We start from the raw sequence: 24,878 nt of genomic DNA on the forward strand, positions 1-24,878 counted from the left end.
GAACCTGCGCACGTTTTTGCCTCCCGCACGGTGAGTCCGCTGTCATGTCGGGTCGCCGACCTCGTCGGTGCGCACCGAGAACCCAGCCAAGGGGGCGGGTCCGAAGCTCGTCGTGATGGCACAGTCCGTTGCGTCACGACCATAGGCCATGACGATGCGGCCGATCCGAGGCCGGTTGTGCCGGGCGTCGAACGTGTACCAGCGCGGTCCGGCCGGTCCATCGAGGTAGACCTCGAACCAAGCCGAGAAATCCATCGGCGCCGGGTCCTTGGGCACGCCGATATCGCCGAGATAGCCGGTGGCGTAGCGCGCCGGGATGTTCATGCACCGACACAGCGTGATCGCCAGGTGAGCGAAGTCGCGGCACACCCCGACCTGCTGCGCGTGACCATCGGCAGCGCTGCGCGTCGCGTCGGCCTGCATGTAGTCGAAATGCAGGCGGCCATGCGCGTAGTCGACGATGGCCTGGACGCGTACCCAACCCTCCGGGCTCGAGCCGAACAGGTCCCAGGCGGTCTGCGATAGCTTGTCGGTGTCGCAGTAGCGCGAGCCGAGGAGGAACGGCAGCACTTCGTCCGGCAGATCCTGGACCGGGATCTGGCGGGCTTCGGGCGCGTGGTCGTCCGGCCGACCACGATCCTCGATCTCGAAGTCCGCCGACATCGTGATGCGGCCGCCGGGAGCGAGGATGCGGGTGGCGACGTTGCCGAACGGATCGCGGAACTGCCTGACCGCTACCGGCGGATCGAGGGCGATGACTTCGCGGCTGCGCAGATCGGGCTGACGCTCTGGACGAATGTTCAGAAGTAGCACCATGGGGGTTGGGCCGAACGTCTCGAGAGCGACGGTGTAGCCACAGCGGATGCGCATGGACGGATCCCCACCCTTAAAAGCTCCAGTCCAGGCAAGATGCCCGCCAGGCCGTCGTTCCTGCACGAGGCGGCGAAACGACCGTACGGCGGCGATGCCAGGTCCGGCCGCGAGCGGCCCGAGACGAACCAGCTCCGACGACGTTAGGTGGTGCACACGACGCACCGGCCACCGCCGAGGGGTTCAGAGTATGACAACAGACGTGACAGGTGCGCCGAAGCAGCCCGCCCAGGTGCCGCCACCGCTCGTACCAGGCCTGAGAGGCCTCCTGACCCTGGCCGTTGGCGTGGTGCTGATCGCCGCGCTGTATTTCGGCCGTGAGGTGTTCATCCCCCTCGTGCTGGCGGTGCTCCTCAGCTTCGTCTTGGCCCCGGTGGTCAACCTGCTGCGACGGATCAAGCTCGGACGCGTGCCGTCCGTCATCATCGCCGTCCTGCTAGCCCTGGGCGTCATCGGCGGCATCGGCGCGGTCATCGGTACCCAGGTGGCCGGGCTCGCCGGCAACCTGCCCCAGTATCAAGCGACCGTGCAGAGAAAGCTCGTCGGTCTGCAGCAGGGCTGGCTCGGCGAAGCCAACAAGGTCATCCAGAAGTTCAGCCACCAAGTTCATGACGCGACACAAAAAGCGACCGCAGCCGGCACGACTGCTGAAACCGGGCCGAGCGGTGAAACACCCAAAGCGCAGCTCGTGCGTGTGGAGGAGCCTGAGCTCTCGCCGCTGGCGCTCGCCGAGAAGGTCCTCGGCCCTGTCGTCTCGCCGCTGACCGACGTGGGCATCATCCTGGTGGTGGTGGTGTTCCTGCTCTTGCAGCGCGAGGATCTGCGCAACCGCATGATCCGCCTGTTCGGATCAAGCGACCTGCACCGCACGACCGTCGCCATGGACGACGCTGCAGGCCGACTCGGTACCTACTTCCTGGCGCAGCTCGGCATGAACGCTGCCTTCGGAGTGATTGTCGGTGTCGGCCTCTGGTTCATCGGAGTGCCCAATCCGCTGCTATGGGGCGTGCTCTCCGCCATCATGCGCTTCATCCCCTACATCGGCGCCATCGTTTCAGGCGTGTTCCCGGTGGCGTTGGCCGCGGCGGTCGACCCGGGCTGGTCGATGGTCATCGCCACCGCGGCACTGTTCCTGATCGCCGAGCCGTTGTTCGGACAGGTGGTCGAGCCACTGCTCTACGGCCACTCAACGGGCCTGTCGCCGTTCGCGGTGATCGTCTCAACCCTGTTCTGGGGCTTCCTGTGGGGGCCTATCGGCTTGATCCTCGCTACTCCCTTCACAGTTTGTCTCGTCGTGCTCGGCCGCCACGTCGACAGCCTAGAGTTCCTCGACGTGCTGCTCGGCGACCGGCCGCCGCTCACTCCTGTCGAGAATTTCTATCAGCGCATGCTGGCAGGCGACCCGGATGAGGTGCGGGAGGTTGCCGAGGGCATGCTGCAGGATCGCTCGCTGTCGTCGTACTACGATGAAGTTGCGCTCAAGGGCCTGCAGCTTGCCGCCAACGACTTCGCGCGTGGGGTCGTCACATCGGCGCAGCTCGACAACATCCGGGCCTCCGCCCGCTCGCTGGTTGAGGATTTCGAAAGCCGCGCGGACGAGGAACCCGCCACTGCCGACAAGGCGGTCAACCCGAGCGAGACACCGACGCTGGCCGAACGAACCCATCCCAAGACCGAGGCCGTGCCCGGGCACGCCCCGCCGCGGGATAGCCTTCCAGAGGCGTGGCGCGGGGAGGCGCCGGTGTTGTGCCTGGCCGGGCGCGGTCCCCTGGACGAGGCGTCCTCGGCGATGCTGGCTCAGTTGCTAGGCAAGCATGGGCTCGGTGCCCGCGTCACGCCTTACCAGTCTGCTTCGCGCGAAGGTATTCGCGAGCTGGACCTCTCGGGCGTGGCCATGATCTGCATCTCCTACCTGGACATCACCGGAAACCCGTCGCACCTGCGCTACCTGCTGGAGCGTCTGAAGCACCGGGCGCCGGACGTACCAGTGCTGGTTGGTTTGTGGCCGGAGGGCGAGGGAGTGCTCACGGACGCCGCGCTGGGTCGCCAGATCGGGGCGGATGTCTACGTCTCGTCGCTGCGCGGAGCCGTCGAAGCATGCCTGAAGGCTGCAGGGGGTATCCCCTCGGACGGCATCACGCCGGTTTCGGCGAGTGCGGCGTAGGATGGAAGAGTGAAGTGGCTTGGCTGTTGCTCTCATGCGGCGCAGCCAAGCCTGGAAGCAATGCCACTAAGATGACCCCTGCGGTTTTCATGGTATCCCGCTACGCCGTGGTTCCTGCGCTTGCTTCAGGGACAATTTACAGTCGGTAGTTGGCGGAGAGGCGGCGCTGACGCGGCCTACCATTGAAAATTGTCGGTCCGGCTCCTTAAGTAAGGCTGAGCTGTCTGAAGGGGTGTGCGTCGTTCCCACCATGCGATGTGGCAGCTGATCGAGCGCCGACCATCTCTGCCTTCCATTGGTCATTCGGTGAGGTCGTCAACGCCTTCGTCCGGCAACCGCCGCAATCACCCCGTAAACGGCCTCCGCCTTGACGGTTCGTGAACGTGTCATCCGTCCAGGTTGTGGAGCAGCTCAGGTTCGGGAGCATGGGTGGTTCGGAAGATGGCAAGCTGCGCTCGAACGATCGCCGTCACGACGGGGCTGACGATGCTCATGAGCCTCGGTGCTTGTGCCGGACGGCCGACCGGGGTGCTGTTGCCCATCGCCGCCATCGAGCCGGTGCCCGGCAGCTCACGTGTCGAGATGCTGGTCGCCACCACCCGCAAGTCCGCCACCGACCGCGGCGTGCTGTTCTCGGGTGAGCGCGGCGATGCCGTGACTTACACCGATCTCGCAGTCTCCATTCCGCCGGACGCCATTCGCCAGCCAGGTTCCGTGCAGTGGCCCAAGTCCCTGCCTGGCAACCCGGCTACCGACTTCGTTGCCCTGCGCGCCGAGCCGATCGACCGTTCGAAAGTCGCAGCGTGGACAGGACGCGCGCTCAAACGGGACTCCAAGCGCCACGTTCTGGTGTTCGTTCACGGCTTCAACAACAAGTTCGAGGACGCGGTTTTTCGGTTCGCCCAAATCGTCCACGACTCCGGCGCCGAGGTCGCGCCGGTGCTGTTCACCTGGCCGTCGCGCGGCTCGGTGCTCGCCTACGGCTACGATCGAGAGAGCACCAACTTTTCGCGCAACGGCCTCGAGACGCTGCTTCGGGATCTGGCCAAGGATCCTAATGTCGGTGAAGTGACGGTGCTGGCTCACTCGATGGGCAATTGGCTGACGCTGGAGAGCTTGCGCCAGATGGCCATTCGCGATCGGCGCGTGGCGCCCAAGGTCCGCAACGTCATTCTGGCTGCCCCGGACGTCGACATCGATCTCGCTCGCGAGGCGTTCCGCGATATGGGTCCGGATCGGCCGCGTCTCACGCTCATGGTGTCCGGCGATGACCAGGCGCTCGCGGTCTCCCGACTGGTTTGGGGTGACAGCGTGCGACTGGGCGCTATCGACCCAACGGTCGAGCCATACCGGTCCGAACTGGCGCGCCAGAACATCGGCGTGCTGAACCTGTCGACCGTGAAAGGCGACGACCCACTCAACCACGGCAAGTTCGCTTCGGGCGATGTCGTCGCATTGTTGGGCAAGCGACTTGCCGACGGGCAGCCGATCTCGGACGGCAAGATCGGCATCGGTGATCGGTTGGTAAGTACGGCTGCCGGTGCCGCCTCGACGGTCGCGACCGGCGCTGCATTAGCCGTGGTTGCTCCCGTAGCTATCATCGACCCGCAGACCCGCGAAACCTATGGCGAGCACCTGTCCAATGTTGGAAGCGGTTTCAAGGACACCATCGGCTCGACAGTTGATCTAGCCGGGGCGCCCGTGCGCGCGGTAGTTGGCAGACACTGACTGTTCAATATTTTTGCGCAACGATGAAGCTTGAGTGCTAACTTTAGGAGGGATGACAGATACAACATGAATTTGAAATATCGGCGCCGTTTGACCGGTTATTATGAGTAGTAATTGTTTTTGCCAGTGGGCAAGCCAGACATTTATTCCATAATAATAGAGATATCGCTTACTGAGTATCTGAGCCTCGAAATGCCTCTAAGTTATAAATGCAGGATTGAAAAATGACGCAGAGATCCTTCGAGCCCAACATCAGTTTTCTGCGCAAGGTAGAGGCGCGAAAAGTTTGTAGCGCCACGAGCTCTGACAATAAATGTGGCTCTTTCTACATCACGCGAGGTGGTATAGCGGTTATCGATGCTCATGCTAAAGCTGGCCTTATCCGACGTCCATGTATCGCCGCACCTGGTCGACCATCGTACGCCGAACTTACTGATGCGGGACGTGCAGCTCTCAGCGCAAACAAATACTTGAAATAGGTATTGAATATCTGATTTTTTTACGTTGGATGTGTGCCAGCGTCAGGTCGACCCCGGTCCTTCAAATCTCGGCCGAACCGTGGAGGGGCCGAGCCTAAGATGAAGAACCCCGCCAGCCCGATGATCTGGCGGGGTGTGCTGTGTCCAAACGACAGGAGCTGAGACGCAACGCTGCCCGAGGTCACGATAGTCTCGAATGGTTAGTGAACTCTCAAGCGAGCTTCGCCTGGTTCGTCACCTGATCGGGTTGCGCGACGGCTGTGCCGATCAGCCGGCCTTGCGGGTGGCTCCCTTCCGCGCTTGGCCGAGCCCGCTGCTCTTGGCGAGTTCCGAACGCGCAGCAGCATAGTTCGCCGCGACCATCGGGTAGTCGTGCGGCAGGCCCCACTTCTGGCGGTAGTCGGCAGGGGTCATGCCCCGGCTCGTCAGATGGCGCTTAAGCGACTTGTACTGGCGCCCATCCTCGAGACTGATCAGGTAGTCTGGGGTTACCGTCTTGCGGATCGGTACCGGTGGCGTCGGCTTCTCGGCTTCGGGCGCGGGCGGGGCGCTGAGTTTCGTCAGAGCCGCGTAGGTCGACCTGATGAGGGCTGGTAGCTCCGAGCCCGGCACGTTGTTCTTGCTGACGTAGGCCGACACGATGTCAGCAGCCAAGCCGATCACCTGTTCGGCGGGCATGGTAACGTTGTTCATACTCTGAGACCCATGGCTGTTCGTTCTGACTGCCAAGCTTCATTAACAGATCAATCAAGCCATCAAAAGATCGAACAGCACGCCATCCTTCTATCTGATTGGTAGGGACGGTCGGCGCACGGCGCGGTCAACCTGAACCAGAACGTCCAGGGCACGCCACGGCTTCTGCATGTAGACGACATCGTCGGGCAACGCTTCGACATGCGCGCCTGCCTGACCGGAGGTGACCACGAGGCGGATGCTTGGCCACAAGGTTTGAACGGTGCGCGCGAGGTCCACGCCATCCATGGTGCCGGGGAGGCTGACATCCGTGAACACCATGGCGACTTCGGCGCCTCGGTCCCGCAAGAGCGCCACCGCATCGTCGCCGGTATCACAGGTGACCACATCCAGCACGGTTTCTTCCAAGAGCGCCACAGCCATCTCGCGCATGGCCGGATCATCCTCAAGTACGAGAACGAGCCGGTTCGGATCAGTGCTTTTTGCACCTCCTCGTTCATCGGTTTGGCCCAGTGCATCCCGCTCTAGCAGAAGGGCGACAAGCTCCTGAAGGCGATCCGGGAGGGATGACTCATCGGCGATGGGGAAAGCATCCATCAGACCCAGCGCGACACCCTGGCTGGCAGCGGCTGATCCCTCGTCCGCTCCTCGATAGAAGAAGCTGGCGTGGCGCATATCCCCTCCTTGCCCGGAGGAGGTCTCATGCTACGCTCCAGGCCTTCCATTAATCCACGTTAACCGTCCTAGGAGGGAAGCGCTGGCAGCGTCGTTGGTTTCATTCCGATTGTCCGAAAGTCGCTGATCCGGGCGTCACCACCCCCGATACTGTCCAGACCCCGGCGGTTATGAGCCTGGGTAAGCGGTTCGAGATGCCGGACTTGAAGCGTACGATGGACCATGGTCTCGTGGCCTCAAGGCGGTCGACTACGCGGCTATGACAGAGGATATTGTCGGCGCTGCGGGAAGACGCTGCCCTGAAGTGCGCTGCCGCGCGTGGTCGGCATTGTCGAACGGCACCAGTCCGAGATCAGGATAGTGGTGCGCCACTCCGTATGTCGCGCTCTGCTGCGCGGCTAACAGGGTGCTTCGGGGATGCCAAATCCGTTGAGCGGAGCCCACATGCGCGCCGACTACGAGAGTAGCACGTCCCGGTCTAAACCGAGCGCTCCTGCCACCTCAGTTAGGGCTCGGTGCTCGGAGGAACTGATACCCTCGAAATCGGCAACGTCGGCGGCGATCAGGAATACGCTCTGGCGCTGCTCCGTCGGGCGGTCAGCGATGGCCTCGATAAAGTGGATGTTCTGCATCCGCCCGGCCCGGGTGCGGGCACGACCGATGCCGTCGTAGAGCTCTTCCTCTAGCATCAAGCTGTCATAGCCCTTCTCGAGGACAGGATCGGCCAGCATGCCCTTGAGGGCTGCCTCGAACTCCGCCCCCGCGACCTCGCCGTCGGCCACGATCACGTTGGCACAGGCCGACACCGCGGCCCGCATCAGCGCGTCGTCGCCTGCATAGGCCGTCACCGTCTGCTTGAACCGGCCGAAGACCGCCTGGACGAGGCTCATCGGTCTACCTTCTTCGCGTATCTGTCGCGCACTGCTTAGCAAGCGCAATGCGGGGAGGAATAAGGCAGCCTGCCACAGCGCAGGATGAACGTCTCCCAGTTCCAAGGGACCTAGAGTGGGAATTTATTGATACTGTTCGAGAAACGTCAGCACCGGCTGCGCAAACAGTCGGTTAGCGCACTCCGAAAGGTGAAGCGAGCACCACGCGCACCTTGCGGGGCAGGGCCGCCCGGGAGGCCTCCGGAGCAACCTGCGCCGTGGTAGGCGGCGTCTCAGACGGCACAAGCGCGCTGACGGGCAACCGCAACCCAATGTCACCGACGTAGACATTTGCTCTCGGCTCCGCCGACGCCGTGACGGAACCCGCCAGGGTCAGGCCTGCAGCAATCATGGCAGAGAGGAGCGCGGTATTCATGGCAGCAACCGAAGCTTGACTGTCAGATACTCTCAAAACGGCCAGGCTGGGGACCAGTTCCTACAATTTTTAGCCTGTCACGAGCGGAACCTTGGCGGCTGTACGTCTCTCGCGTGAGCGTTCCTGGTTGGTCCCGCTCGCCTGCAAGAATTTTGCGCGCACGGCATGCATCCTATGGCCAAGCTTGAACGTTGACCCGCAGAACCGCCGGGCTTCACAGCCCGGGCCGCAGACCGGAACCTCTGTCATGTCGCTCAGAACCTTCGCCGCTGCCACGCTGATCGCTCTCACCCTGCCGGTCGCGGCGCAGGCCCAGGGCCTCGTGCGCGGCGCCCAGGAAGGGGCCGCCGAAGGCAGCGCAACTGCCGGCCCGATCGGCGCGATCGTGGGTGGAGCCGTGGGCGCCGCCACCGGCACCGTCAACGGCATCCTCGGCGTCGATACGCGCCCGCGCTTTCGCAGCTACGTCGTGCGCGAGCGGCACCCCTCCTACGCCTATGACGGCGATGTCCGGGTCGGCAGCGTGCTGCCGCCGTCGGGTGTGACCTACTACGATGTGCCGGCCGAGTATGGCGCCGGCAGCCACCGCTACACCATCGTCAATGACCGTCCGGTGCTGGTCGATCCGCACAGCCGGCGCATCGTCGAAGTGATCGACTAAGGCCTGCTGGGGCCTGGGAAGGCCTCGGACCAGAGAGCGGGCGCCTGACGCCCGCTCTTTCCATGTCAGGTCATGAACAGAGGCCAGGCTATGGGCAGCTCGCGCTTGAGGGCTCAAGACCAGCAACAAAGCCGAACGTCCCGCGTTAACGGCTATATGCTTGGCGAGCGCGGCAGCGCGCCTCTCACATGGTCAGGAGTATGTTATGGCTTTAATCGCTGCTGTGCCAACGGACCGCCAGCGTCACATCGACATCTATTCCCCCGAGGACCGCGCCTACTGGTGCGAGCGGTTCGGCGTGTCGGACGACGCGCTACGCCAGGCGGTCAAGCTGACGAGCACCCGGGCGAGTACGGTGGCGGCTCACCTTGGGATCGCCCTGTGAGGGAGCAGACAGCCGCCCTGTAGCACCCAAGCTGTCGTCCAACCGGTTCATTTGGAAGGCTGATCGGAGCAGGGCCTTGAACGACCGGCAAGAGGGTGCTTCGGCGCCCTTTTTTGCTGTTCAGAATGGGCAGCACATTCTTAATCCCTTTGCCCCGTCGTTAATGCCCTCCTAAGCCTAACAGCACAGTTTGTGGGATAAGCTGCAACATAGGCTGCGGCCTAGTCATTGATCCGTGTCTGACCCCACGGGAGACATCTCTATGGCAGACACGACCCGCGAGGACACGATGGCGCTGCTGCAGCATGACCACATCGCACTGCATCGCAGCCAGTCGATCGAACACCATCTCGGCCGGCAACTGCGACGGGTCTACGAGGCTATGCCAATGCCGGTGGACCCGCAGATCAAGGCGTTGGTCCAACAGCTGACCACGCGCATGACCGAGGGCGAACGGCAGGATTGACCGGTCAGGCGGTTACGTCCGGTCCAGGAGGGTCTCCGATCGGCGGCTCGCTGTCGGGCGCGGGCGGCACATCCCCGGGTGTCGGATCGCCGGGAGTGGGCACGTCGGGATCGCCAGGGGTCGGAATGCCGGGATTGGCCATCGCTTGATCACCTCCGCATTTCGCAGCTAGTATCGGTATATGTATATTGACAATTCGCACTGGCTTTCAATGTCGCAGCGAATAAAGATCGCAATCTGTCAAGCTGTAACCGATTTACCTGTTATCGTAGGCGCGAGCCCGTAATGAGCTGCGAACACGTCTGCCGGCATCGGCTTTCCGAAGAGGTAGCCTTGTCCCTCCTGACAGCCTTTCGCCCGTAGGCGCATGTACTCGGCCTCCGTCTCGATGCCCTCGGCGATCACCGCCAGCTTGAAACCGTGACCAAGCTGTAGGATCGATCGAACGATCGTTAAATCTTGTTCCGAGGTGAGCATTCCGGTGACAAACGACCGGTCGATCTTCAGCCGGGTCAGTGGGAAACGCTTCAACAGGCTGAGCGAGGCATACCCGGTGCCATAGTCGTCGAACGCAATGCCCACCCCGGCCGCGCGCAACTGGCGTAGCGCCGTGACCAACACCCCATCATGGTGCAGTACGATGGTCTCGGTGATCTCGAGCTCCAGGCCTGGCGGGTGGAGGTTCGTCTCACGTAACGTCGCTGCTACCCTCTCGGCGAGGTCACCGCGCTGAACTTGCGCGCTGCACAGGTTGACCCCGATGCGGAACTCCGGTGCACCTGCCTCGCGCCATCGCGCTGCCTGCCTACAGGCTGTGGCGAGTACCCAGTCGCCGACGGACGCCGCATAGCGACTGCCATCCAGCACGTCGAGGAACGCACCCGGCGCGAGCAGGCCACGCTCGGGATGTTGCCAGCGGATCAACGCCTCCGCACCGATCAGAGCGCCGTCTCTGAGCTGTACCTGCGGCTGGTAGTGCAGTACGAACTCGCCGCGTTCGAGAGCCCGACCGAGCTCGTCCCGACAGGTGCGGATGCGCTGTGCCTCCTGCCGCAACACGGGGGTGAACATACGGTAGCAATGCCGTCCTTCGCTCTTGGCTTGGTACAGCGTGAGATCGGCGCATGAGAGCAACTCGTCGGCGCTATCACCGTGGGTTGGCGACAAGGCGATACCGACGCTGGCTCCAAGCCGGAGCATCTGTCCCTCGTACTCAACCGGCTTGGCGATCGCTGCGATGACCGCCTCTGCCACCGCGGCCGCTCGTAATGGGTCGCCGAGGTCGGTGAGCAGGATCACGAACTCGTCGCCGCCGAGCCGCGACGCCGTATCGGTTGGGCGGATGGATCTGAGCAGGCGCGCAGCCACTTCCCGGAGGACGGCATCTCCAGCGGCATGGCCGTGGCCGTCGTTGATCTCCTTGAAGCCGTCGAGGTCGAGCATCAGCACCGCCACGGGTCGGGCCGCGGCGGTGATTGCGCTCAGGCGCTCGCGCAGCACGGCGCGATTGGGGAGCTCAGTGAGCGGATCGAGGTGGGCGAGGCGGAACAGTCGCTCCTCGTTGGCGCGCCGCTCGCGGATGTCGCGCACGATCGCTCCGAACGCGATCCGCCCGTCCTCATGCCACTGCGACAGTGACAGTTCGATCGGGAACTCGGTACCGTCCGCGTGGCAGGCGGGCAACTCGACGATCTTGCCAACGAGCCGTGGTTGACCACCGCCGGCGACGCGTCGCAGGCCACCACCGTGACCGCCGCGCATCCGCTCAGGGACGATCAAGTCGATGGACCGCCCAATCGCGTCCGCGGCAGTGTGGCCGAACAAGCGTTCAGCGGCGGTGTTCCAAATGGTGATGAAGCCCTGTGCATCGGCACAGACAATGCCATCGGGCGATGTCGACGCGATGTGCTCGAAACGAGACTGGCTCGCGCGTCGTGCGACTTCCAGCCGACGTAGCTCCATGCGGTCCAAGATGAGGTCGGCGAACTGTCGTAGGAGCTGCTGATCGGCCTGCGTGAAGGTGTTGCGGGGTTGGGCATCGACCAGGCAGAGCGTGCCGACGGCATGACCTGACGGGGTCTCCAACGGGATGCCGGCGTAGAACCGGATGTGTGGCGGCCCGGTGACGAGGGGGTTGACGTGGAAGCGAGGATCTAGGGTGGCGTCGAGAACGACGAGAGTGCCGGGCTGCGCGATGGTATGCGAGCAGAACGCAACTTCGCGACTGGTCTCACACAGGTCGAGGCCAACTTTGGCGTGAAAGACCTGACGCTCGCTGTCGAGGAGGGAGACGAAAGCGCTCGACACCTGGAACAGGCGTGCGGCGAGGGCAATGATGTGGGTGAAACTTGGTGCCGGGGGTGATCCGAGGAGGTCGTACTCGGCGAGCGCGGCGACTCGGGCTTCTTCAGCGAGGAGGAGAGTTCGCGGTCGCATTGATCGATCGAGGTTCGAGTTCGATACCCATACTGCCCAGGGGTTGTTAAAGGATAGCTTAAGGTTGGATTGAGTGGTGCTGACTGCTCTATGGCATTCTAGCGATAATTTCCATCTCAAGTTGTGAAGGTGACGTCTACGCAAATGTGATTGTTCCGTTACTCGGTTCTTAATGTCTGTCGATCAACGTGATGACAGTCAGAAAAACTTGGTAGTTGAGCCCATGTCGGTCAAATTTCGGTTGAGCACGAAGGTCGCCCTGAGTTACTTTGCAATGTTTGCGTTGATGATTGCCCTGAGTGCGTACGCCATCATTCAAGTCAGGGCAATCGATAGTAGACTAGGTATTATCAATGATGCGAATTCGGTCAAGCAGCGCTACGCTATTAACTTTCGTGGCAGTGTGCATGACCGTGCTATCAGTCTGAGAGACTTTACCTTGGTCGGCGATCGGTCTGGGCGTGATGCTGTACTGACTGATATCGCGCGCTTGACGGAGGCATACGCTCGCTCGGCCACGAAGATGGATCGTATGTTTGCCGAGCAATCAGATGCCTCCGGCGAAGAGATCGCTATACTCAACAGCATCAAGCAGATCGAAGCTAGGACACTGCCGCTGATGAAATCGGTCATCGACGCTCAGCAGGCCGGCACTGGAGATCAAGCGCGGACGCTGCTGATGCAGGAGGCCCGCCCGGCCTTCGTCGAGTGGCTGGCTCGCATCAACCAGTTCATCGATCTGCAGGAGGCGCGCAACCAGGCCACGGGTAGCGAGGTTCGTACGATCTCCAACACCTTCACCCTACTGATGCTTGCGCTCTGCGTGATGGCCTCCCTCGTTGGGGCCGGCTTCGCCGTCTGGGCTTTCCGCGCCATCCGTCCGCTGCGCTCGCTGACCGCGGTGATGCTGAGACTCGCTCAGGGCGATCTCGGCGTGACCGTGCCGGTGACGCGCCAGAGTGACGAAATCGGCGACATCACGCGGGCGGTCGCGATCTTCAAGGACAACGCCCTGACTGCACGGGCTGCCACCGACGAGCGGTTGGCCGAGCAAGCGCGCAAAGTCGCGCATGCGGAGCGCATCGATGCCACGACCCGCGCCTTCGAGCAGACGATGAACGACATCGTCGGGTGCGTGAGTACGGCCGCCGACGAGATGCACACGACCGCTCAAGCGATGGCCGGAACCGCGATGCAGACCGCGACGCAATCCACCTCTGTTGCCTCCACCGCGCGGGACGCCGGCGTTAACGTCACGACGGTGGCGGCGGCTGCCGAGGAGCTGGGACTCTCTGTTCAGGAGATCGGTCGGCAGATGGAGGACGCGGCTGGCTTGGCGCGCTCGGCGGTGAACGAGGCACAGGCGACGGCCGTAGTCGCGCAGGAGCTCAGCCGAGGGGCTGCTGAGATTGGTGAAGTGGTGGCACTCATCCAGAGCATCGCCAGCCAGACCAACCTGCTCGCGCTCAACGCCACGATCGAGGCTGCCCGGGCCGGAACTGCCGGTAAGGGCTTCGCAGTGGTCGCCGCCGAGGTGAAGGAGCTCGCCGGCCAGACCTCACGGGCGACCGGCAGCATCAACGGTCAGATCAGCGCTATCCAGGCCGCGACGCAGCGCGTGGTCGATGCGATCGCCGCGATCACGACGCGCATCGGTCAGCTCGACGGCGTGACGGCGGCGGTCGCTGCGGCGGTGGAGGAGCAGGGCGCGGCCACTCAGGAAATCGTGCGCAACGTGACGCAAGCTGCGGCGGGAACGCGGGATGTGACCACGCACGTGACCGGCGTCGCCGATGCCGCGGAGCAAACCGGTGAGGCAGCCAGTCGGGTGCTTCTCTCTGCCTCGGCGTTGAGCCAGCAATCCGAGCAGCTCACTCGCGAGGTCGGTCGGTTCATCACGACGGTACGAGCGGCTTGATCGGCACGGGGGGCAGATATCTCGCGTCGAGGGGCTCGGTGGGCCTATTGCTGGCCTCCTGAGCTGCCGCTAGGAGCAGCGTGAGGACCGAGTGAGCCCCTCGAATTGCCTTGGCCGCCACTGACAATGCGAGCTGACCTTTGCTGACCGCCTCGCGTTTGCGCGCGCTCATCGCCGCGACAGCAGAACTGACGTGGTTCGTGCCACCCGACGGCCAGGTCGCCGATATCCCTGAATGGCGCACCTATACCGGCCAGAGCGTTGAGGAGGTCGCCGGCTGGGGGTGGCTCGATGCGGTGCATCCCGACGATCAGGCCGCTACCGCCGCGGCCTGGGGCCGGGCTGTGGAGACGCGTTCGCGCTACACCATCGAACATCGTCTGCGCGGACGTGATGGCTCCTATCGTTGGTTCAATGCGCGCGGTGCACCGGTTCTCGACGAGGCCGGGATGCTGCGTGAGTGGGCTGGCGTGCACATCGACGTGCACGACCGCAAGCAGGCCGAGGCCGAGGCAGCCGCTCGCGAGACCGATTTTCGTGTCATGGCCGATGCGATCCCGCAGCTCGCCTGGATGGCGGATGGGATGGGCTCCATCTTCTGGTTCAACCAACGCTGGTACGATTATACAGGCGCGACGTTCGAGGACATGCGTGGCTCAGGCTGGCGCAGCGTGCATCACCCTGATCATGTAGATGCGGCCGTTACGAAGTTCGGCCAGGCAATGATGTCCGGAACAGGCTGGGAAGATACGTTCCCCCTTCGGGGGGCTGACGGACGCTACCGATGGTTCCTCTCGCGTGCCGAGCCGATCCACGACGAGACGGGTAAAGTCGCGCGTTGGTTTGGTACGAACACGGATATAACGCATCAGCGCGAGGCAGAGACGGGGCTGCGCGAAGCCAACGAGGAGGTGCAGCGTTTTGCCTACATCGTCTCGCACGATCTACGCGCGCCTCTGGTTAACATCATGGGATTTGGAGAGGAGCTTGATACTCTCCGGTGTGAAATTATACAGACGCTAGGCAGCCATCCTGACACCGCCCGTTTGAATGCTGAATACACCGAAGCCTTAGGTTTTATCAAATCTGCAGTGGGCAAGATGGATGCGCTGATCGGCGCGATCCTTCGACTGGCACGTGAGGGTCGGCGCCGCTACGTTCCCGAGCGACTCGCGATGACCAATTTAGTACAGACGCTGGCGGATGCTCAACGGCATCAGGCTGCTGCCAAGGGCGCGACGGTCACGATTGAGGGGCTGCCGACCATCAAGGCCGATCGATTGGCCGTGCAGCAGATATTTGGCAATCTGATCGACAACGCTATCAAATATCTCGACCCGGAACGACCTGGACGCATCGTCGTATCAGGGTATCAGACAAGCGCAGGGGCATGGTTCGAAATTACGGATAATGGTAGGGGCATTGCACAAGCCGATCACGCTCGTGTGTTCGAGTTGTTCCGGCGCTCGGGTAAGCAGGATCAGCCGGGAGAAGGTATCGGTCTTGCCCATGTACGAACCCTCGTCCGTACCCTTGGGGGCCACATCAGCCTCCAATCAGAGTTTGGCGTTGGAACCCGCTTCGATCTGTTCCTGCCGGCGGCATAATTTAGGCGCAGAGCCGTAGCGTTCACTCTGTCTTTATGTCTTTCTGCAGGAAATTAATCCAGGGCTATATACATAGATTTAGCAGTCAATTTGTGATCGCACAGTTCAAATCGATGCGTTGCGATCTTGATAAGAGCTCAGCCCAGCTTGTGCGGTGGCGATCTCCACCACCTCCTGCGCGCGCGGCCCTACCGGGTGCTGGTGCCGATCAAGGAAGGTCTTAGCGGCGGCAAGCCGGTCGAGGGCCGGGCTGGGCCTCCAATACTGCTCGGCCATGAGATCGGAGGTCAGCGCGAAAGCGAGTTTTTCGGCCAGCGCAGCAACCAGCGGAAGGGCGTCGGAAAGTGAGTTGGTGGTGATCATCTCACCGCCTTATACACCTGAATCGATTAAATCGAGTACTTGTCATTTTTTGGGGCTGCCCCGTTCTCTGATGCTGCTGGCGAACGCTGTATCTTCAAGCCGCGTGGCTGACGAGGCGAGCGGAGGGTGATCTGCGGGTCGATGCGATGGTCTCACCCGACAGCCACTCGGCGATCCAGCTGAGGTTGAGGGCGGCGGTCAGCACGTGCTGGAAGTAGACCTTGGCCAGTCCGAGATAGCGGGCCCGCCGTAGATGCAGGGTCCGCACACCCAACGACAGCATCCCTTCGATACCCGCCCGCCAGCGGTACTGCTCCGCAGAGGCTCCATCGGTTTCTTGCACCTACGCGGCTTCCAGCGCGGCATGTTCCTCGCACCGATGCGCCTAGGCCGGCGCTCGCCGAACTCACCGCCTCGGTGACACCCTCTGGGCTTCGGTGCGTTGTAGGGCGCCGCACCGACGCGGCGGCTTCAGGATATTTGCGTATGGAACAGGGCGTCGCGACCGCGGTCCTCTGCATCGTAGCCGGCGGCGTCGCCGCCCAGCTACTCGCCGCGCGCCTGCGCATCCCCGCCATCGTCCTGCTCCTCGGCCTCGGCTTCCTGGTTGGTCCCGTCCTCGGGCTTCTCCATCCATCCAAGGCATTCGGGGACAACCTTCGGCCGCTGATCGGATTGGCAGTCGCTATCGTGGTGTTCGAGGGTGGGCTCGCTCTGGATTTCCGGGAGCTCAGAGCCTCCGCAGAGGGTGTACTGCGGCTCACAGCCGTCGCCTTGCCCCTCAATTTCGTTCTGGGCACGCTCGCCGCTCACCTCATCGGCGGCATGCTCTGGGGGCCGGCGGCCGTGTTCGGCGCCATTCTGGTTGTGACCGGCCCGACGGTCATCCTGCCGCTGCTACGCCGTGCCCGGCTCGAGCGGCGCTCCGGTGCATTTCTGAAGTGGGAGGCGATCATCAATGACCCCATAGGCGCCATCCTGACTGCCATCGTCATCGAGATCCTGGTCGGCCCGGACCACGGATCGAGCAGCACCTCCGTGACCGACTTGGCGCTCCATCTCGCGGAAGGCGCGGCGACGGCCGCGGTTCTGGGCGTCGGGTCTGCGTTCCTGGTGTCGTGGGCGTTCCAGCGCGATCTCGTACCTGAGTCTCTGAAGACGCCGCTGCTGCTCGCCTTGTCGCTCGTTGCCTACGCCGTTCCGAACCTCCTAATGCACGAGGCAGGACTGATCGGTGCGACCGCCTTCGGCATCGCGTTAGCTAACCTCCACGTTCCTGGCATCTCGGAGCTGCGCCGGTTCAAGGAGGCCCTTGTCGTCCTCCTGGTCTCCTGTTTGTTCGTGGTGCTCACCGCCGACCTCGACCTTGTCGTCCTAGGCAAGCTGTCCCTACCAATTCTGGCGCTCACAGCCGCCACGCTGTTTCTGGTGCGGCCCGCGGCGATCTGGATGGCGACGTGGCGCAGCGATCTGACCTGGCGCGAGCGCCTGTTCGTCGGCTGGATTGGCCCACGTGGTATCGTGGCCGCAGCGGTTGCAGGTATCGCAGGCCCCAGGCTGAGCCAGGCGGGATACGTCGGCGGCGATTTGATCCAGCCGACGGTGTTTGCCGTCATCGTCGCGACGGTGCTCGCGAATGGCTTCTCGCTCGGCCCGTTGGCATGGCGGCTCGGGCTCTCGGTCGCAGCGGATGCGGAGCGGTTGGCCATCGTGGGAGCTTCGCCGTGGTCGAGCGACCTTGCCCTGACACTCCATCGCGCTGGCGTGCCGGTGGTGCTGATCGACACCTATCCCGATGCCCTGCGACCCGCCCGGATCGGGGGCGTGCCGACGTTGCAGGCCGAGCTGCTCTCGCGCCATGCAGAGGAGGGGTTGGCCGATCGGCCGCCGGACTATCTGCTCGCGGCGACGCGGGACGAACTCTACAATGCCCTCGTTTGCACCCGCCTTGCCCCAGAGCTCGGGCGGGAGCGGGTGTATCAGCTCGCTCCCTCGGCAGACCACCTCCTGCACGCGGAGACCGGCGTGAGCCGGGACGTGCGCGGCAAGGTGCTGGGCGATGGGCAGCTGAGTTTCGAGGCTATCGCCACGCGGCATGCGGCCGGTTGGCACTTCGTGATCTCGGCGACCGAAGCCGCGCGAGACCGGGGGACGTCATGTCTGTTGATCATTCGATCTAGCGGCAGCCTCGATTTTCCATCGCCTGAGCACGAACTTGGAGAGCCGTTGCATGGGGATAAGTTAGTTCTGTTTTCTCCACCGATCGAGGATGTGGGTTGAAAAGTGATTACTGATTGATAACCCGATCGAACAGGTAGCCGAGAAGGATCGGTACGACATGCAGCGCCCCTGCGAGGTCGACCAGGAGAGGGTCCGGCAGCGCAAGGCGGTCGCTGCGCTCGCAGCAGCGGCTGCCAGCGCCGAGGCGGATGGCACCTCGGGGGCGTCCCCTTCGGGCCGCGCTCTACTCGCCGCCTGCGGCGGCTCCCCGAGCCTGCTGCTTGGTTTCGGCCTTTCAGGTTACGGTCGCTGACGCGATACACGGCGGCCTGCGGCCAAGTTTGTTGGATGGGGGGCAGCCGCCTCAAAGGGCGTCGCGCCCGTCTCTAAGCTCCTCACCCTCGCATAAGGGAGGCGTATGGAACGAGAGCGTCATTCTCGAAAGTTTCAGATGGGCGTGGGTATGACCGAGCCTACGTGACCCCACCCTTTTCGTGATCTCGTATTCGGCGCAACGCGTTGAGCGCGGCAGAGCGACCCGTTTGTGTTTTCAATGTGAGGCATAGGTTCACGAGTTCGTTGAGGCCGACGACATCGCCGGATGTACCTGCATCGGCGAAGGCTTCGACAGGCACGCCGAGAATGTCCGCGATCTGGCGCAGGCGCCAGTTGGTCGCCTCGTCCGATCCGACCATATCGCTTCTCCAATGCCGCAGCACACGGTGGGGTCATACTTTCGTTACCCATCGCTATTTGCGGTTGAAGGGGCGCTTGTGCAAGCTTGGCTGTGCCATATGTTAAGCTATAAGGAGCCAGCGTAGGGGCCGGTGATATGATTTTCGTCACGGACGCCACCGGGCAATGCGTCTACGTCAGCTCGGAATGGACAAGCCTTACCGGACAACCGGTCAATGAGGCCCTTGCCTGGGGTTGGCTCGATCGCGTCCACCCGGAAGACCGCCAAACCGTTAGCGAGACCATATGTGCTGCGGTCAAAACCGCAGCGGAGTTCTGTGTTCGATATCGCTTGCTGAGGGCCGACGACAGCCCCCGATGGATCGGTGCAGGTGGTGTGCCCTCGTTCGGGATGGAGGAAGGCTGCTTCATCGGCTATCTCGGATCGATCACCGAACTGGCCGAGGGTGCGACGGACACGATCGCGGCCTACGGCAACGTCGGCCGGTTCGTGCCGCCGGAGCCTCATCCATCAACGATGCCGGGCGATCATCTCGACCTGATCGCCGACCATCTCATCCTTGCGCACTCAATGATCGAAGGTGATGGGGCGAGAGCGGCACTACCCCATGTGAAGCTGGCGCTGCTAGAAATCGGGATTGCGCTGGCCGCCAGAACGCGAGAAGCAGTCCGGCCGCTCAACTGACGTGGCACAAACGCAACCACCGGTCGGTAGAACAGGGTTGGGGCTTGTTACCCCATCTTATGCTAACCGATGAGATGCCTCACGCACTTGACGCGTTCCACAGTCAACTTGTGTACTCGCCTGCGCGATCGCTGTCATATCGATCGCGAGGGTGGACGCGCCCTGTGAGGCCATTTGCATGCTGCTCGACATCTCACGCGTGACGGCCGATTGCTCCTCCACTGCGGCCGCGATCGCCGATGAGACCTGGTTCAAAGTCTGGATCGTGCCCTGGATGGCGTTGATGGCCGAGACCGCCTCCCGGGTCGCGCCTTGCGTCGCCGCAATCTGACCACCGATCTGTTCCGTTGCACGCGCGGTCTGCTCCGCCAGGGCCTTCACCTCAGCCGCCACGACCGCAAACCCACGTCCCGCCGGACCCGCCCGTGCCGCCTCGATCGTCGCATTGAGCGCCAGCAGGTTGGTTTGTGCGGCAATTCCCTGGATCAGGCCGACTACGTCACCAATCTGCGCGGCCTGCCCGCTTAGACCGGCAACGATCGTCCCGGTGTGGCGGGCCTGGTCGACGGCCTCACCGGCAATCCGAGCGGCGAGCGTCACCTGCTGGCTGATCTCACCCACCGAGGCCGAGAGTTCCTCCGCACCGGAGGCTACGCTCTGGATCTCGCTCGAGACACGTTTTACCGTCGTGGCTGCCCGCTCAGTTTGACAACTGACGTTCCCGATCGCTTTGCTGATGTCGCCAAGATCCCTATCAATCTTATGCTGCAACGCAGCGCGCCGCTGCCGATCCTGCACTTGCGTCGTGACGTCGGTTGCGAACTTGATCACCTTGAACGGACGGCCATCAGCGCCGCTGATCGGTGTGTACGTGGCTTGAAGCCAGACCTCCCGCCCGCCTTTGCCGATCCGCCGGAACTCGCCAGCCTGAAAATCGCCTCTCGCGAGGGCCGGCCAGAAACCGGCGTAGGCATCGCTTGCCTTTACGGTCGGATCAACCAGCAGGCTATGATGCTGCCCTCGGATCTCCTCCACGCCATATCCGACAGCCGCAAGGAAGTTGGCGTTGGCATCTAGGATGTAGCCGTCAGGAGTGAAGGCGATGACAGCCTGAGAACGATCCAGGGCCGCGGTCTGGGCCTCGAGTTCGAGGGTCCGCATCGTCGCTGCTGTGATGTCTGACGCGAATGTGACCACCTTGGCCAAACTGCCGTTTCTACGCAAAACAGCATTATATATCGCGTGGACCCAAATTTCACGACCATCACGGGTCATGCACTTGGAAGATTGCGTTTGGCTATGTCCACGCCGGAGTGATGCCCAGAATTCATGATACGAAGGTGTATCGCGATCCCCTGGCACAAGCAGCACTCGGTGATGCTGACCCTGCAATTCAGTTGCTGGGTAGCCGAACAAATCTACAAATACCTGATTGACAGTAAGGATGGTGCCATCAGGATCGAACTCGATGCTGGCGCGAGAACTATTGATGGCGCGCAGAATGGCGCGCTGACCGGAACCAAAAATGTTCATGAAGGCTCCATGCGCCACGTGTCCGCGGAAGGATTGCGGACAAAATGCTGCCAAATAAGTGCTAACAAGTTTATAATCGGCTCACGGTTTGATTAGATGAGGCGGAAACGTTTTAGTCAGAATGTTGACTGTCAAATGTTATTATTTGAATGCTCGGTCTGCTGATTTACGAGCTAATCCTAATCGCCTAAACTGAAAGCGTAGCGCTATGGCCCATGCGGCCTAAGTGGTATAAGCCATCAGTTCTCTGGCACACCACAGGATAGCGAGAGCACAAAAGTGTCACGTGGAACAGCCGACCGAGAATTGAACCCTCAAGGCCATCTCATCCTGCCGGAGATCGCCGAGCTGAGAGGCCGGCTTGGTGACACAACCCGCGACCCCGTAGCCTTACCGATCGCAAATCGCCAGGTTGGCGAGATACGCGAGCCCTCAGGCCTTCCCGCCGAAACCGCTTCCCTCGTCGAGGCCTACCAGCGCGCATCCAAGGCCGATGCGACCGTGCGGGCCTACAGGGGCGACGCCGCGGCGTTCGAGGCCTGGTGCGCGCCGTATGGGTTCCGATCGCTGCCGGCGAGCCCTGAGGCCGTGTCTGGCTTCCTGGTAGCGGACGCGGACGTTCTGCTGCATGGGGCATGCCTCGCGGCATTCTCCTTCAGCCAGCCTCGTGCTACCGCGCTCAGGTCGTATCGAGGATCGCCCCCGCGATCTTACGCGACAGGCAGGCCGGGCCGGCGCAGTCTGAACAGCTTCCCGTTGGACCCTGGCCTGCCGCTCTGAGTATTCCGGGTGCCGCCTCAGTGCAGCCCAGCGCCCAAGCCCCCGCCCGCAATATCCGCCATCGACAGGGCGAAGCTCGCCTTTCCGTCTTCGGCATCGATTATCAGCACGCCCTTGCGCCAAGCGTCGCAGCGGCCAGGGAAGCTGAGAAGCACCTTACCTATGTGCCACGCCTGAGCGAGCGCAGCGCTCTCGTTGGCAAGCTCAATGCCTATGCCGCTCTCAACGCAGCGATCGTTGACTACCAAGCTGAAGCGATAGCGGGGCATTGCGTTCCGACAGGTCTTCTGACGCCAAGTTAAGCGCTTTCTCCAGGGCACCATACCGCAAATCCACAAGACTGCTAGGGACCGCCCCTGTCTTCAGCAACGTCAGGCTTGTCGAGCGTCTCGGTAACGCTGCGGTATTAACAGCGCATCCAATTTGATTGCACGCAATGCTACAAGATGGGAAAAGATGCCGTCGCGCTGCACTCCCCCGTCGGCGCGGCTGGTGGGCTGGGCATATCCCCCGAAATGGCTCGGCCCACCACTCTCCCACCATCACCGTCGCCGTGCGCCCTCTCCCACGCCCGAAGGCCCCTCCGGCCTGCCCCCCGGCTCGGTGGCAGCCTAGTGCCCGCGTTCCGCCCCCTCACGGGGGGCGGACTGCCGCCTCTTCGGCCCTTGCCCTCAGGCCTCCCACCGCGCCAGGGCCGCCTCTGCCTCAACCGGGCTGCCCTTGATGCGATAGACCGTCTGCCGGCTGAGGCCGATCGCGATGGCAACCTCCGAGACCCCCTGGCCCTTGCCTAGAGCCCCCTGCACGGCCTCGAACTGCTCCCGTGTGAAGCTGGGCTTCCTGCCCCGATAGGCGTCCTCGCGGCTCCTAGCGTGGTCTATGCCGGCCCTCTGCGCCTCCCTGGTGGCTTCCGCCTGGGCCTGCGCCGTGGCTGCCATGAAGCCGATCAGGGCGTCCCTCACGGCCTGATGCATCGGGTCCTTGGTGGCGCCATCGAATGTTAGGTTGTTGATGACGGTGCGGACGATGACGCCTCTCCGCATCAACTCCCGGATGATGTCGCACACGTCCCCGTAGTTGCGCCCGAGGCGATCCACCCAGCGCACCACCAGCACGTCCCCTCGGCGGAGCATGTCGAACAGGCGGCGGCCCTGAGGCCGGTCCTGCAAGGCGGTGGTGAGGCCAGACACGCCCTCGTCTGCCACCACGTGGTCAACCTTGAAGCCTGCCGCCTCTGCCTGGGTGCGTTGGTGGGCGAGGGTCTGGTCCGCGGTTGAGACGCGGGCATAGAGGATCGTCTGCATGAGAGCGGCACGCCTGTCCGAATGGGCCTTGTCCGCAAGGTTGGTCGTTCGTAAGGCGAAGTCAACCCTTACGGACGGGCTTTTGGACTGCTTTGCGCCGTCCGCTACGGTATACCCTTACGGACGGGCGCGGCTGTGCATAGCTCGCGCATGATGTGGGCAGAGCGAGCCCACACGGGTCCGGTGAGATCAAGGCGCTTGTCGCGCAGCCTTGAGCGGCTGAGACGGGCGAGTAGCGTAGGGTGGACGCCCCTCTGCCTGGTTGGCGAGGATGCGCTCGCGTAGGAGAACCGCGCGCTCTGCGATCGCCGCTGCATCACATCGCCAGCAGGGGCCGCCGCGGCCCGCGGCGATGCAGTTGTCGGGGTGCTGGCAGGAGGTACGGGTCATTGCCCGATCCTAATCCATACGCGTCGACCGCATCCATAGATGGGCGAGGCAGCGCTTCATCAAGCCGGTTGCCCTGGTGCGCGACTGGCTCGAGGCGGCGGGGATCACCGAAGGGCCGGTATTCCGGCCGGTGTCGCGATCAGGCAGGGTTCGTATGACAACGCGGGATGCCAACCCCGCACGCCTCACCACGCAAGCCGTCGCCGACATCGTGAAGCGGTACGCCGCCGCGGCCGGGCTCGATGCATCGACGTTCGGGGCTCACAGCTTGCGGGCCGGCTACATCACGACGGCGGCGGAGCGCGGGGCGGATCTGGCGCGCATCATGGACCAGAGCGGGCATCGGGATACTCGGACCGTCGTTGGCTACATCCGGCGGGCGAACGCCTTCAAAGGACATTCAGGGGACGGGTTTTTGTAGTCACAATTCGTTTGGATAGCTCCAACGCGTCGAGATTATCATTTTATTCCTCGATCGTCCGCAATAAATGGAACATTTACTCTTCCAAAACCCTCTGTATCACCAAGAACTCGCCTAGCTGAAGATATTTTTTGGAACGTTTGCCTCGTTGCTCCGCGAACTCGCGCAAAATCTTCTAATCTTCTCAGTCTCTCAATCATTAAAAGCCTTGATGCACTCGCATCAAGAGCCTCTTCCATTTTCATGTCGTGAACTAGCTGAATGGTTTCATCGTCGAGATCGGCGGGTAGCAGCTCGAACATATTGTGATACTCAGCATTGTCAAAAGAGGTGGCTGCCACAAAGGCAGCCACTCACACGGGTCATATATCCGGGCCACAAACCCCGTTGATCGTGGAGTTAGCCGCCGCCGCCAGGATCCCCACCACCACCGGCACTACCGTTCGGCACAGGGCGTTCTGGTAGGCGCGCATTGCCACCAGCCGCCGAGTTGGTCGTGATGGTTTCAGCACCAGTGGCGCCAGGTGCGATGAGCAGATCTGGCACATTGCCGGTCGTGTTTGTTTGGCGCGCGGTGACGGCACCTGTCGTGGCTGGAAAATCTACCCCAGGTTCTATAGGAGGCAAAGTCTGAGCAGAAGCCGCGCCGGTCACCGACAAAGCAACGACCGCGGCAAGACACATAACAAGTAAGCGCATAAAAACTCCCTTTCCTGCATTAAGCTACCAACAAAACTTGAATGAGAAGGTTCAAAAACATTTTTGCTAATCAATGATCGGATTAATCTACATAAATTTTCCTCACGGTCTGTCACAATGCGGAACATCTCTGTGCTACATCACGAAAAGTGTGAGGATCGCGGCGAGTAGAGTTTCCCGCTAAGGATACCAACCCACCGATGACACCAGACGAGCGGCCAGAAGCGGCAGGATTGGGTCGACTGGCAGACTGATGGCCACCAACTAGAACCGTTCTCTTCACCCACGAAGTTGCTTCTGAGCAGCAGAACGCCCGGCGGAGGGTTAGGACCTTGCCGGGCGTCCGATCCCGAGGAGAGGCGATCGCCCATCGCACGAGGCCAAAGCCCTCTTACTGGGC

Annotated in this window: 22 protein-coding genes; 10 read left to right on the top strand and 12 right to left on the bottom strand. The window is 62.6% G+C overall.

Features of this window, described 5'->3' with window-relative positions; genetic code table 11:
- Positions 1-42 precede the first annotated feature (42 nt).
- On the bottom strand, positions 43-870 hold the full coding sequence (locus FF100_RS31705) for a transglutaminase-like domain-containing protein (RefSeq protein WP_139040022.1): 828 nt from the start codon (positions 868-870) through the stop codon (positions 43-45).
- A gap of 190 nt (positions 871-1,060) precedes the next feature.
- Between FF100_RS31705 and FF100_RS31710 the strand changes: the two genes are divergently transcribed.
- Both FF100_RS31710 and FF100_RS31715 read left to right on the top strand, forming a co-directional pair.
- Positions 1,061-3,034, top strand: coding sequence for an AI-2E family transporter (locus tag FF100_RS31710; RefSeq protein ID WP_139040023.1), 1,974 nt, complete (start codon positions 1,061-1,063; stop codon positions 3,032-3,034).
- 441 nt (positions 3,035-3,475) lie between these two features.
- Positions 3,476-4,762 carry an alpha/beta hydrolase gene (locus FF100_RS31715; RefSeq protein ID WP_139040044.1) on the top strand — a complete coding sequence of 429 codons (1,287 nt, stop codon included), beginning with the start codon at positions 3,476-3,478 and terminating at the stop codon, positions 4,760-4,762.
- Between the two features lie 746 nt (positions 4,763-5,508).
- Here the strand turns inward: FF100_RS31715 and FF100_RS31720 are convergent.
- The 3 genes from FF100_RS31720 to FF100_RS31730 form a co-directional block, all read right to left on the bottom strand.
- The gene (locus FF100_RS31720) at positions 5,509-5,934 is read right to left on the bottom strand and encodes a Ros/MucR family transcriptional regulator (protein ID WP_205825108.1); all 426 of its coding nucleotides are present in this window, start codon (positions 5,932-5,934) and stop codon (positions 5,509-5,511) included.
- Positions 5,935-6,024: 90 nt separating this feature from the next.
- Positions 6,025-6,609 carry a response regulator gene (locus tag FF100_RS31725; RefSeq protein ID WP_246102606.1) on the bottom strand — a complete coding sequence of 195 codons (585 nt, stop codon included), beginning with the start codon at positions 6,607-6,609 and terminating at the stop codon, positions 6,025-6,027.
- A 455-nt stretch (positions 6,610-7,064) separates the two neighbouring features.
- Positions 7,065-7,499, bottom strand: coding sequence for a tellurite resistance TerB family protein (locus FF100_RS31730; protein WP_139040024.1), 435 nt, complete (start codon positions 7,497-7,499; stop codon positions 7,065-7,067).
- A 662-nt stretch (positions 7,500-8,161) separates the two neighbouring features.
- On the opposite strand from FF100_RS31730, the gene FF100_RS31735 reads away from it, so the two are divergent.
- From FF100_RS31735 to FF100_RS31745, 3 genes are all read left to right on the top strand, one after another.
- Positions 8,162-8,575, top strand: coding sequence for a DUF1236 domain-containing protein (locus FF100_RS31735; RefSeq protein WP_139040025.1), 414 nt, complete (start codon positions 8,162-8,164; stop codon positions 8,573-8,575).
- A gap of 205 nt (positions 8,576-8,780) precedes the next feature.
- The gene (locus FF100_RS31740) at positions 8,781-8,960 is read left to right on the top strand and encodes a DUF3606 domain-containing protein (protein WP_139040026.1); all 180 of its coding nucleotides are present in this window, start codon (positions 8,781-8,783) and stop codon (positions 8,958-8,960) included.
- A 262-nt stretch (positions 8,961-9,222) separates the two neighbouring features.
- On the top strand, positions 9,223-9,426 hold the full coding sequence (locus FF100_RS31745) for a hypothetical protein (RefSeq protein WP_139040027.1): 204 nt from the start codon (positions 9,223-9,225) through the stop codon (positions 9,424-9,426).
- A 240-nt stretch (positions 9,427-9,666) separates the two neighbouring features.
- Here FF100_RS31745 and FF100_RS31750 read toward each other — a convergent pair whose 3' ends face one another.
- Positions 9,667-11,862, bottom strand: a complete 2,196-nt coding sequence (locus tag FF100_RS31750; protein ID WP_139040028.1) for a putative bifunctional diguanylate cyclase/phosphodiesterase — start codon at positions 11,860-11,862, stop codon at positions 9,667-9,669.
- A 223-nt stretch (positions 11,863-12,085) separates the two neighbouring features.
- Here FF100_RS31750 and FF100_RS31755 point away from each other — a divergent pair, with 223 nt between their 5' ends.
- Together FF100_RS31755 and FF100_RS31760 are read left to right on the top strand one after the other, a co-directional pair.
- The gene (locus tag FF100_RS31755; RefSeq protein WP_139040029.1) at positions 12,086-13,780 is read left to right on the top strand and encodes a methyl-accepting chemotaxis protein; all 1,695 of its coding nucleotides are present in this window, start codon (positions 12,086-12,088) and stop codon (positions 13,778-13,780) included.
- Between the two features lie 140 nt (positions 13,781-13,920).
- A complete protein-coding gene (locus FF100_RS31760) occupies positions 13,921-15,387 on the top strand; it encodes a sensor histidine kinase (RefSeq protein WP_139040030.1) in 1,467 nt (488 codons plus the stop codon).
- A gap of 105 nt (positions 15,388-15,492) precedes the next feature.
- Here FF100_RS31760 and FF100_RS31765 read toward each other — a convergent pair whose 3' ends face one another.
- Both FF100_RS31765 and FF100_RS31770 read right to left on the bottom strand, forming a co-directional pair.
- Positions 15,493-15,750 (bottom strand): hypothetical protein, encoded by a 258-nt coding sequence (locus tag FF100_RS31765; protein ID WP_139040031.1) that lies wholly within the window; start codon positions 15,748-15,750, stop codon positions 15,493-15,495.
- A gap of 94 nt (positions 15,751-15,844) precedes the next feature.
- Positions 15,845-16,093: a transposase gene (locus FF100_RS31770; RefSeq protein WP_171070411.1), complete on the bottom strand. Its 249-nt coding sequence runs from the start codon at positions 16,091-16,093 to the stop codon at positions 15,845-15,847.
- Between the two features lie 143 nt (positions 16,094-16,236).
- Between FF100_RS31770 and FF100_RS31775 the strand changes: the two genes are divergently transcribed.
- Positions 16,237-18,030: a cation:proton antiporter gene (locus FF100_RS31775; protein WP_139040033.1), complete on the top strand. Its 1,794-nt coding sequence runs from the start codon at positions 16,237-16,239 to the stop codon at positions 18,028-18,030.
- 413 nt (positions 18,031-18,443) lie between these two features.
- Here FF100_RS31775 and FF100_RS31780 read toward each other — a convergent pair whose 3' ends face one another.
- Positions 18,444-18,665 carry a hypothetical protein gene (locus tag FF100_RS31780; protein ID WP_139040034.1) on the bottom strand — a complete coding sequence of 74 codons (222 nt, stop codon included), beginning with the start codon at positions 18,663-18,665 and terminating at the stop codon, positions 18,444-18,446.
- 137 nt (positions 18,666-18,802) lie between these two features.
- Between FF100_RS31780 and FF100_RS31785 the strand changes: the two genes are divergently transcribed.
- Positions 18,803-19,351 (top strand): PAS domain-containing protein, encoded by a 549-nt coding sequence (locus tag FF100_RS31785; protein ID WP_139040035.1) that lies wholly within the window; start codon positions 18,803-18,805, stop codon positions 19,349-19,351.
- Between the two features lie 57 nt (positions 19,352-19,408).
- Here the strand turns inward: FF100_RS31785 and FF100_RS31790 are convergent, their stop codons facing one another.
- The 3 genes from FF100_RS31790 to FF100_RS31805 form a co-directional block, all read right to left on the bottom strand.
- Entirely contained in the window at positions 19,409-20,884 is a 1,476-nt protein-coding gene (locus FF100_RS31790; RefSeq protein ID WP_139040036.1) for a methyl-accepting chemotaxis protein, read from the bottom strand.
- A gap of 797 nt (positions 20,885-21,681) precedes the next feature.
- Positions 21,682-21,933 carry a hypothetical protein gene (locus tag FF100_RS31800; protein ID WP_139040037.1) on the bottom strand — a complete coding sequence of 84 codons (252 nt, stop codon included), beginning with the start codon at positions 21,931-21,933 and terminating at the stop codon, positions 21,682-21,684.
- 402 nt (positions 21,934-22,335) lie between these two features.
- Positions 22,336-22,968, bottom strand: a complete 633-nt coding sequence (locus FF100_RS31805; protein WP_139040038.1) for a recombinase family protein — start codon at positions 22,966-22,968, stop codon at positions 22,336-22,338.
- A gap of 466 nt (positions 22,969-23,434) precedes the next feature.
- Between FF100_RS31805 and FF100_RS31810 the strand changes: the two genes are divergently transcribed.
- Positions 23,435-23,779 (top strand): tyrosine-type recombinase/integrase, encoded by a 345-nt coding sequence (locus FF100_RS31810; protein ID WP_246102608.1) that lies wholly within the window; start codon positions 23,435-23,437, stop codon positions 23,777-23,779.
- Between the two features lie 38 nt (positions 23,780-23,817).
- Here FF100_RS31810 and FF100_RS31815 read toward each other — a convergent pair whose 3' ends face one another.
- Positions 23,818-24,132 (bottom strand): hypothetical protein, encoded by a 315-nt coding sequence (locus FF100_RS31815; protein ID WP_139040039.1) that lies wholly within the window; start codon positions 24,130-24,132, stop codon positions 23,818-23,820.
- Between the last annotated feature and the right edge of the window lie 746 nt (positions 24,133-24,878).

Source organism: Methylobacterium terricola (genome assembly GCF_006151805.1).
Lineage (GTDB): Bacteria > Pseudomonadota > Alphaproteobacteria > Rhizobiales > Beijerinckiaceae > Methylobacterium > Methylobacterium terricola.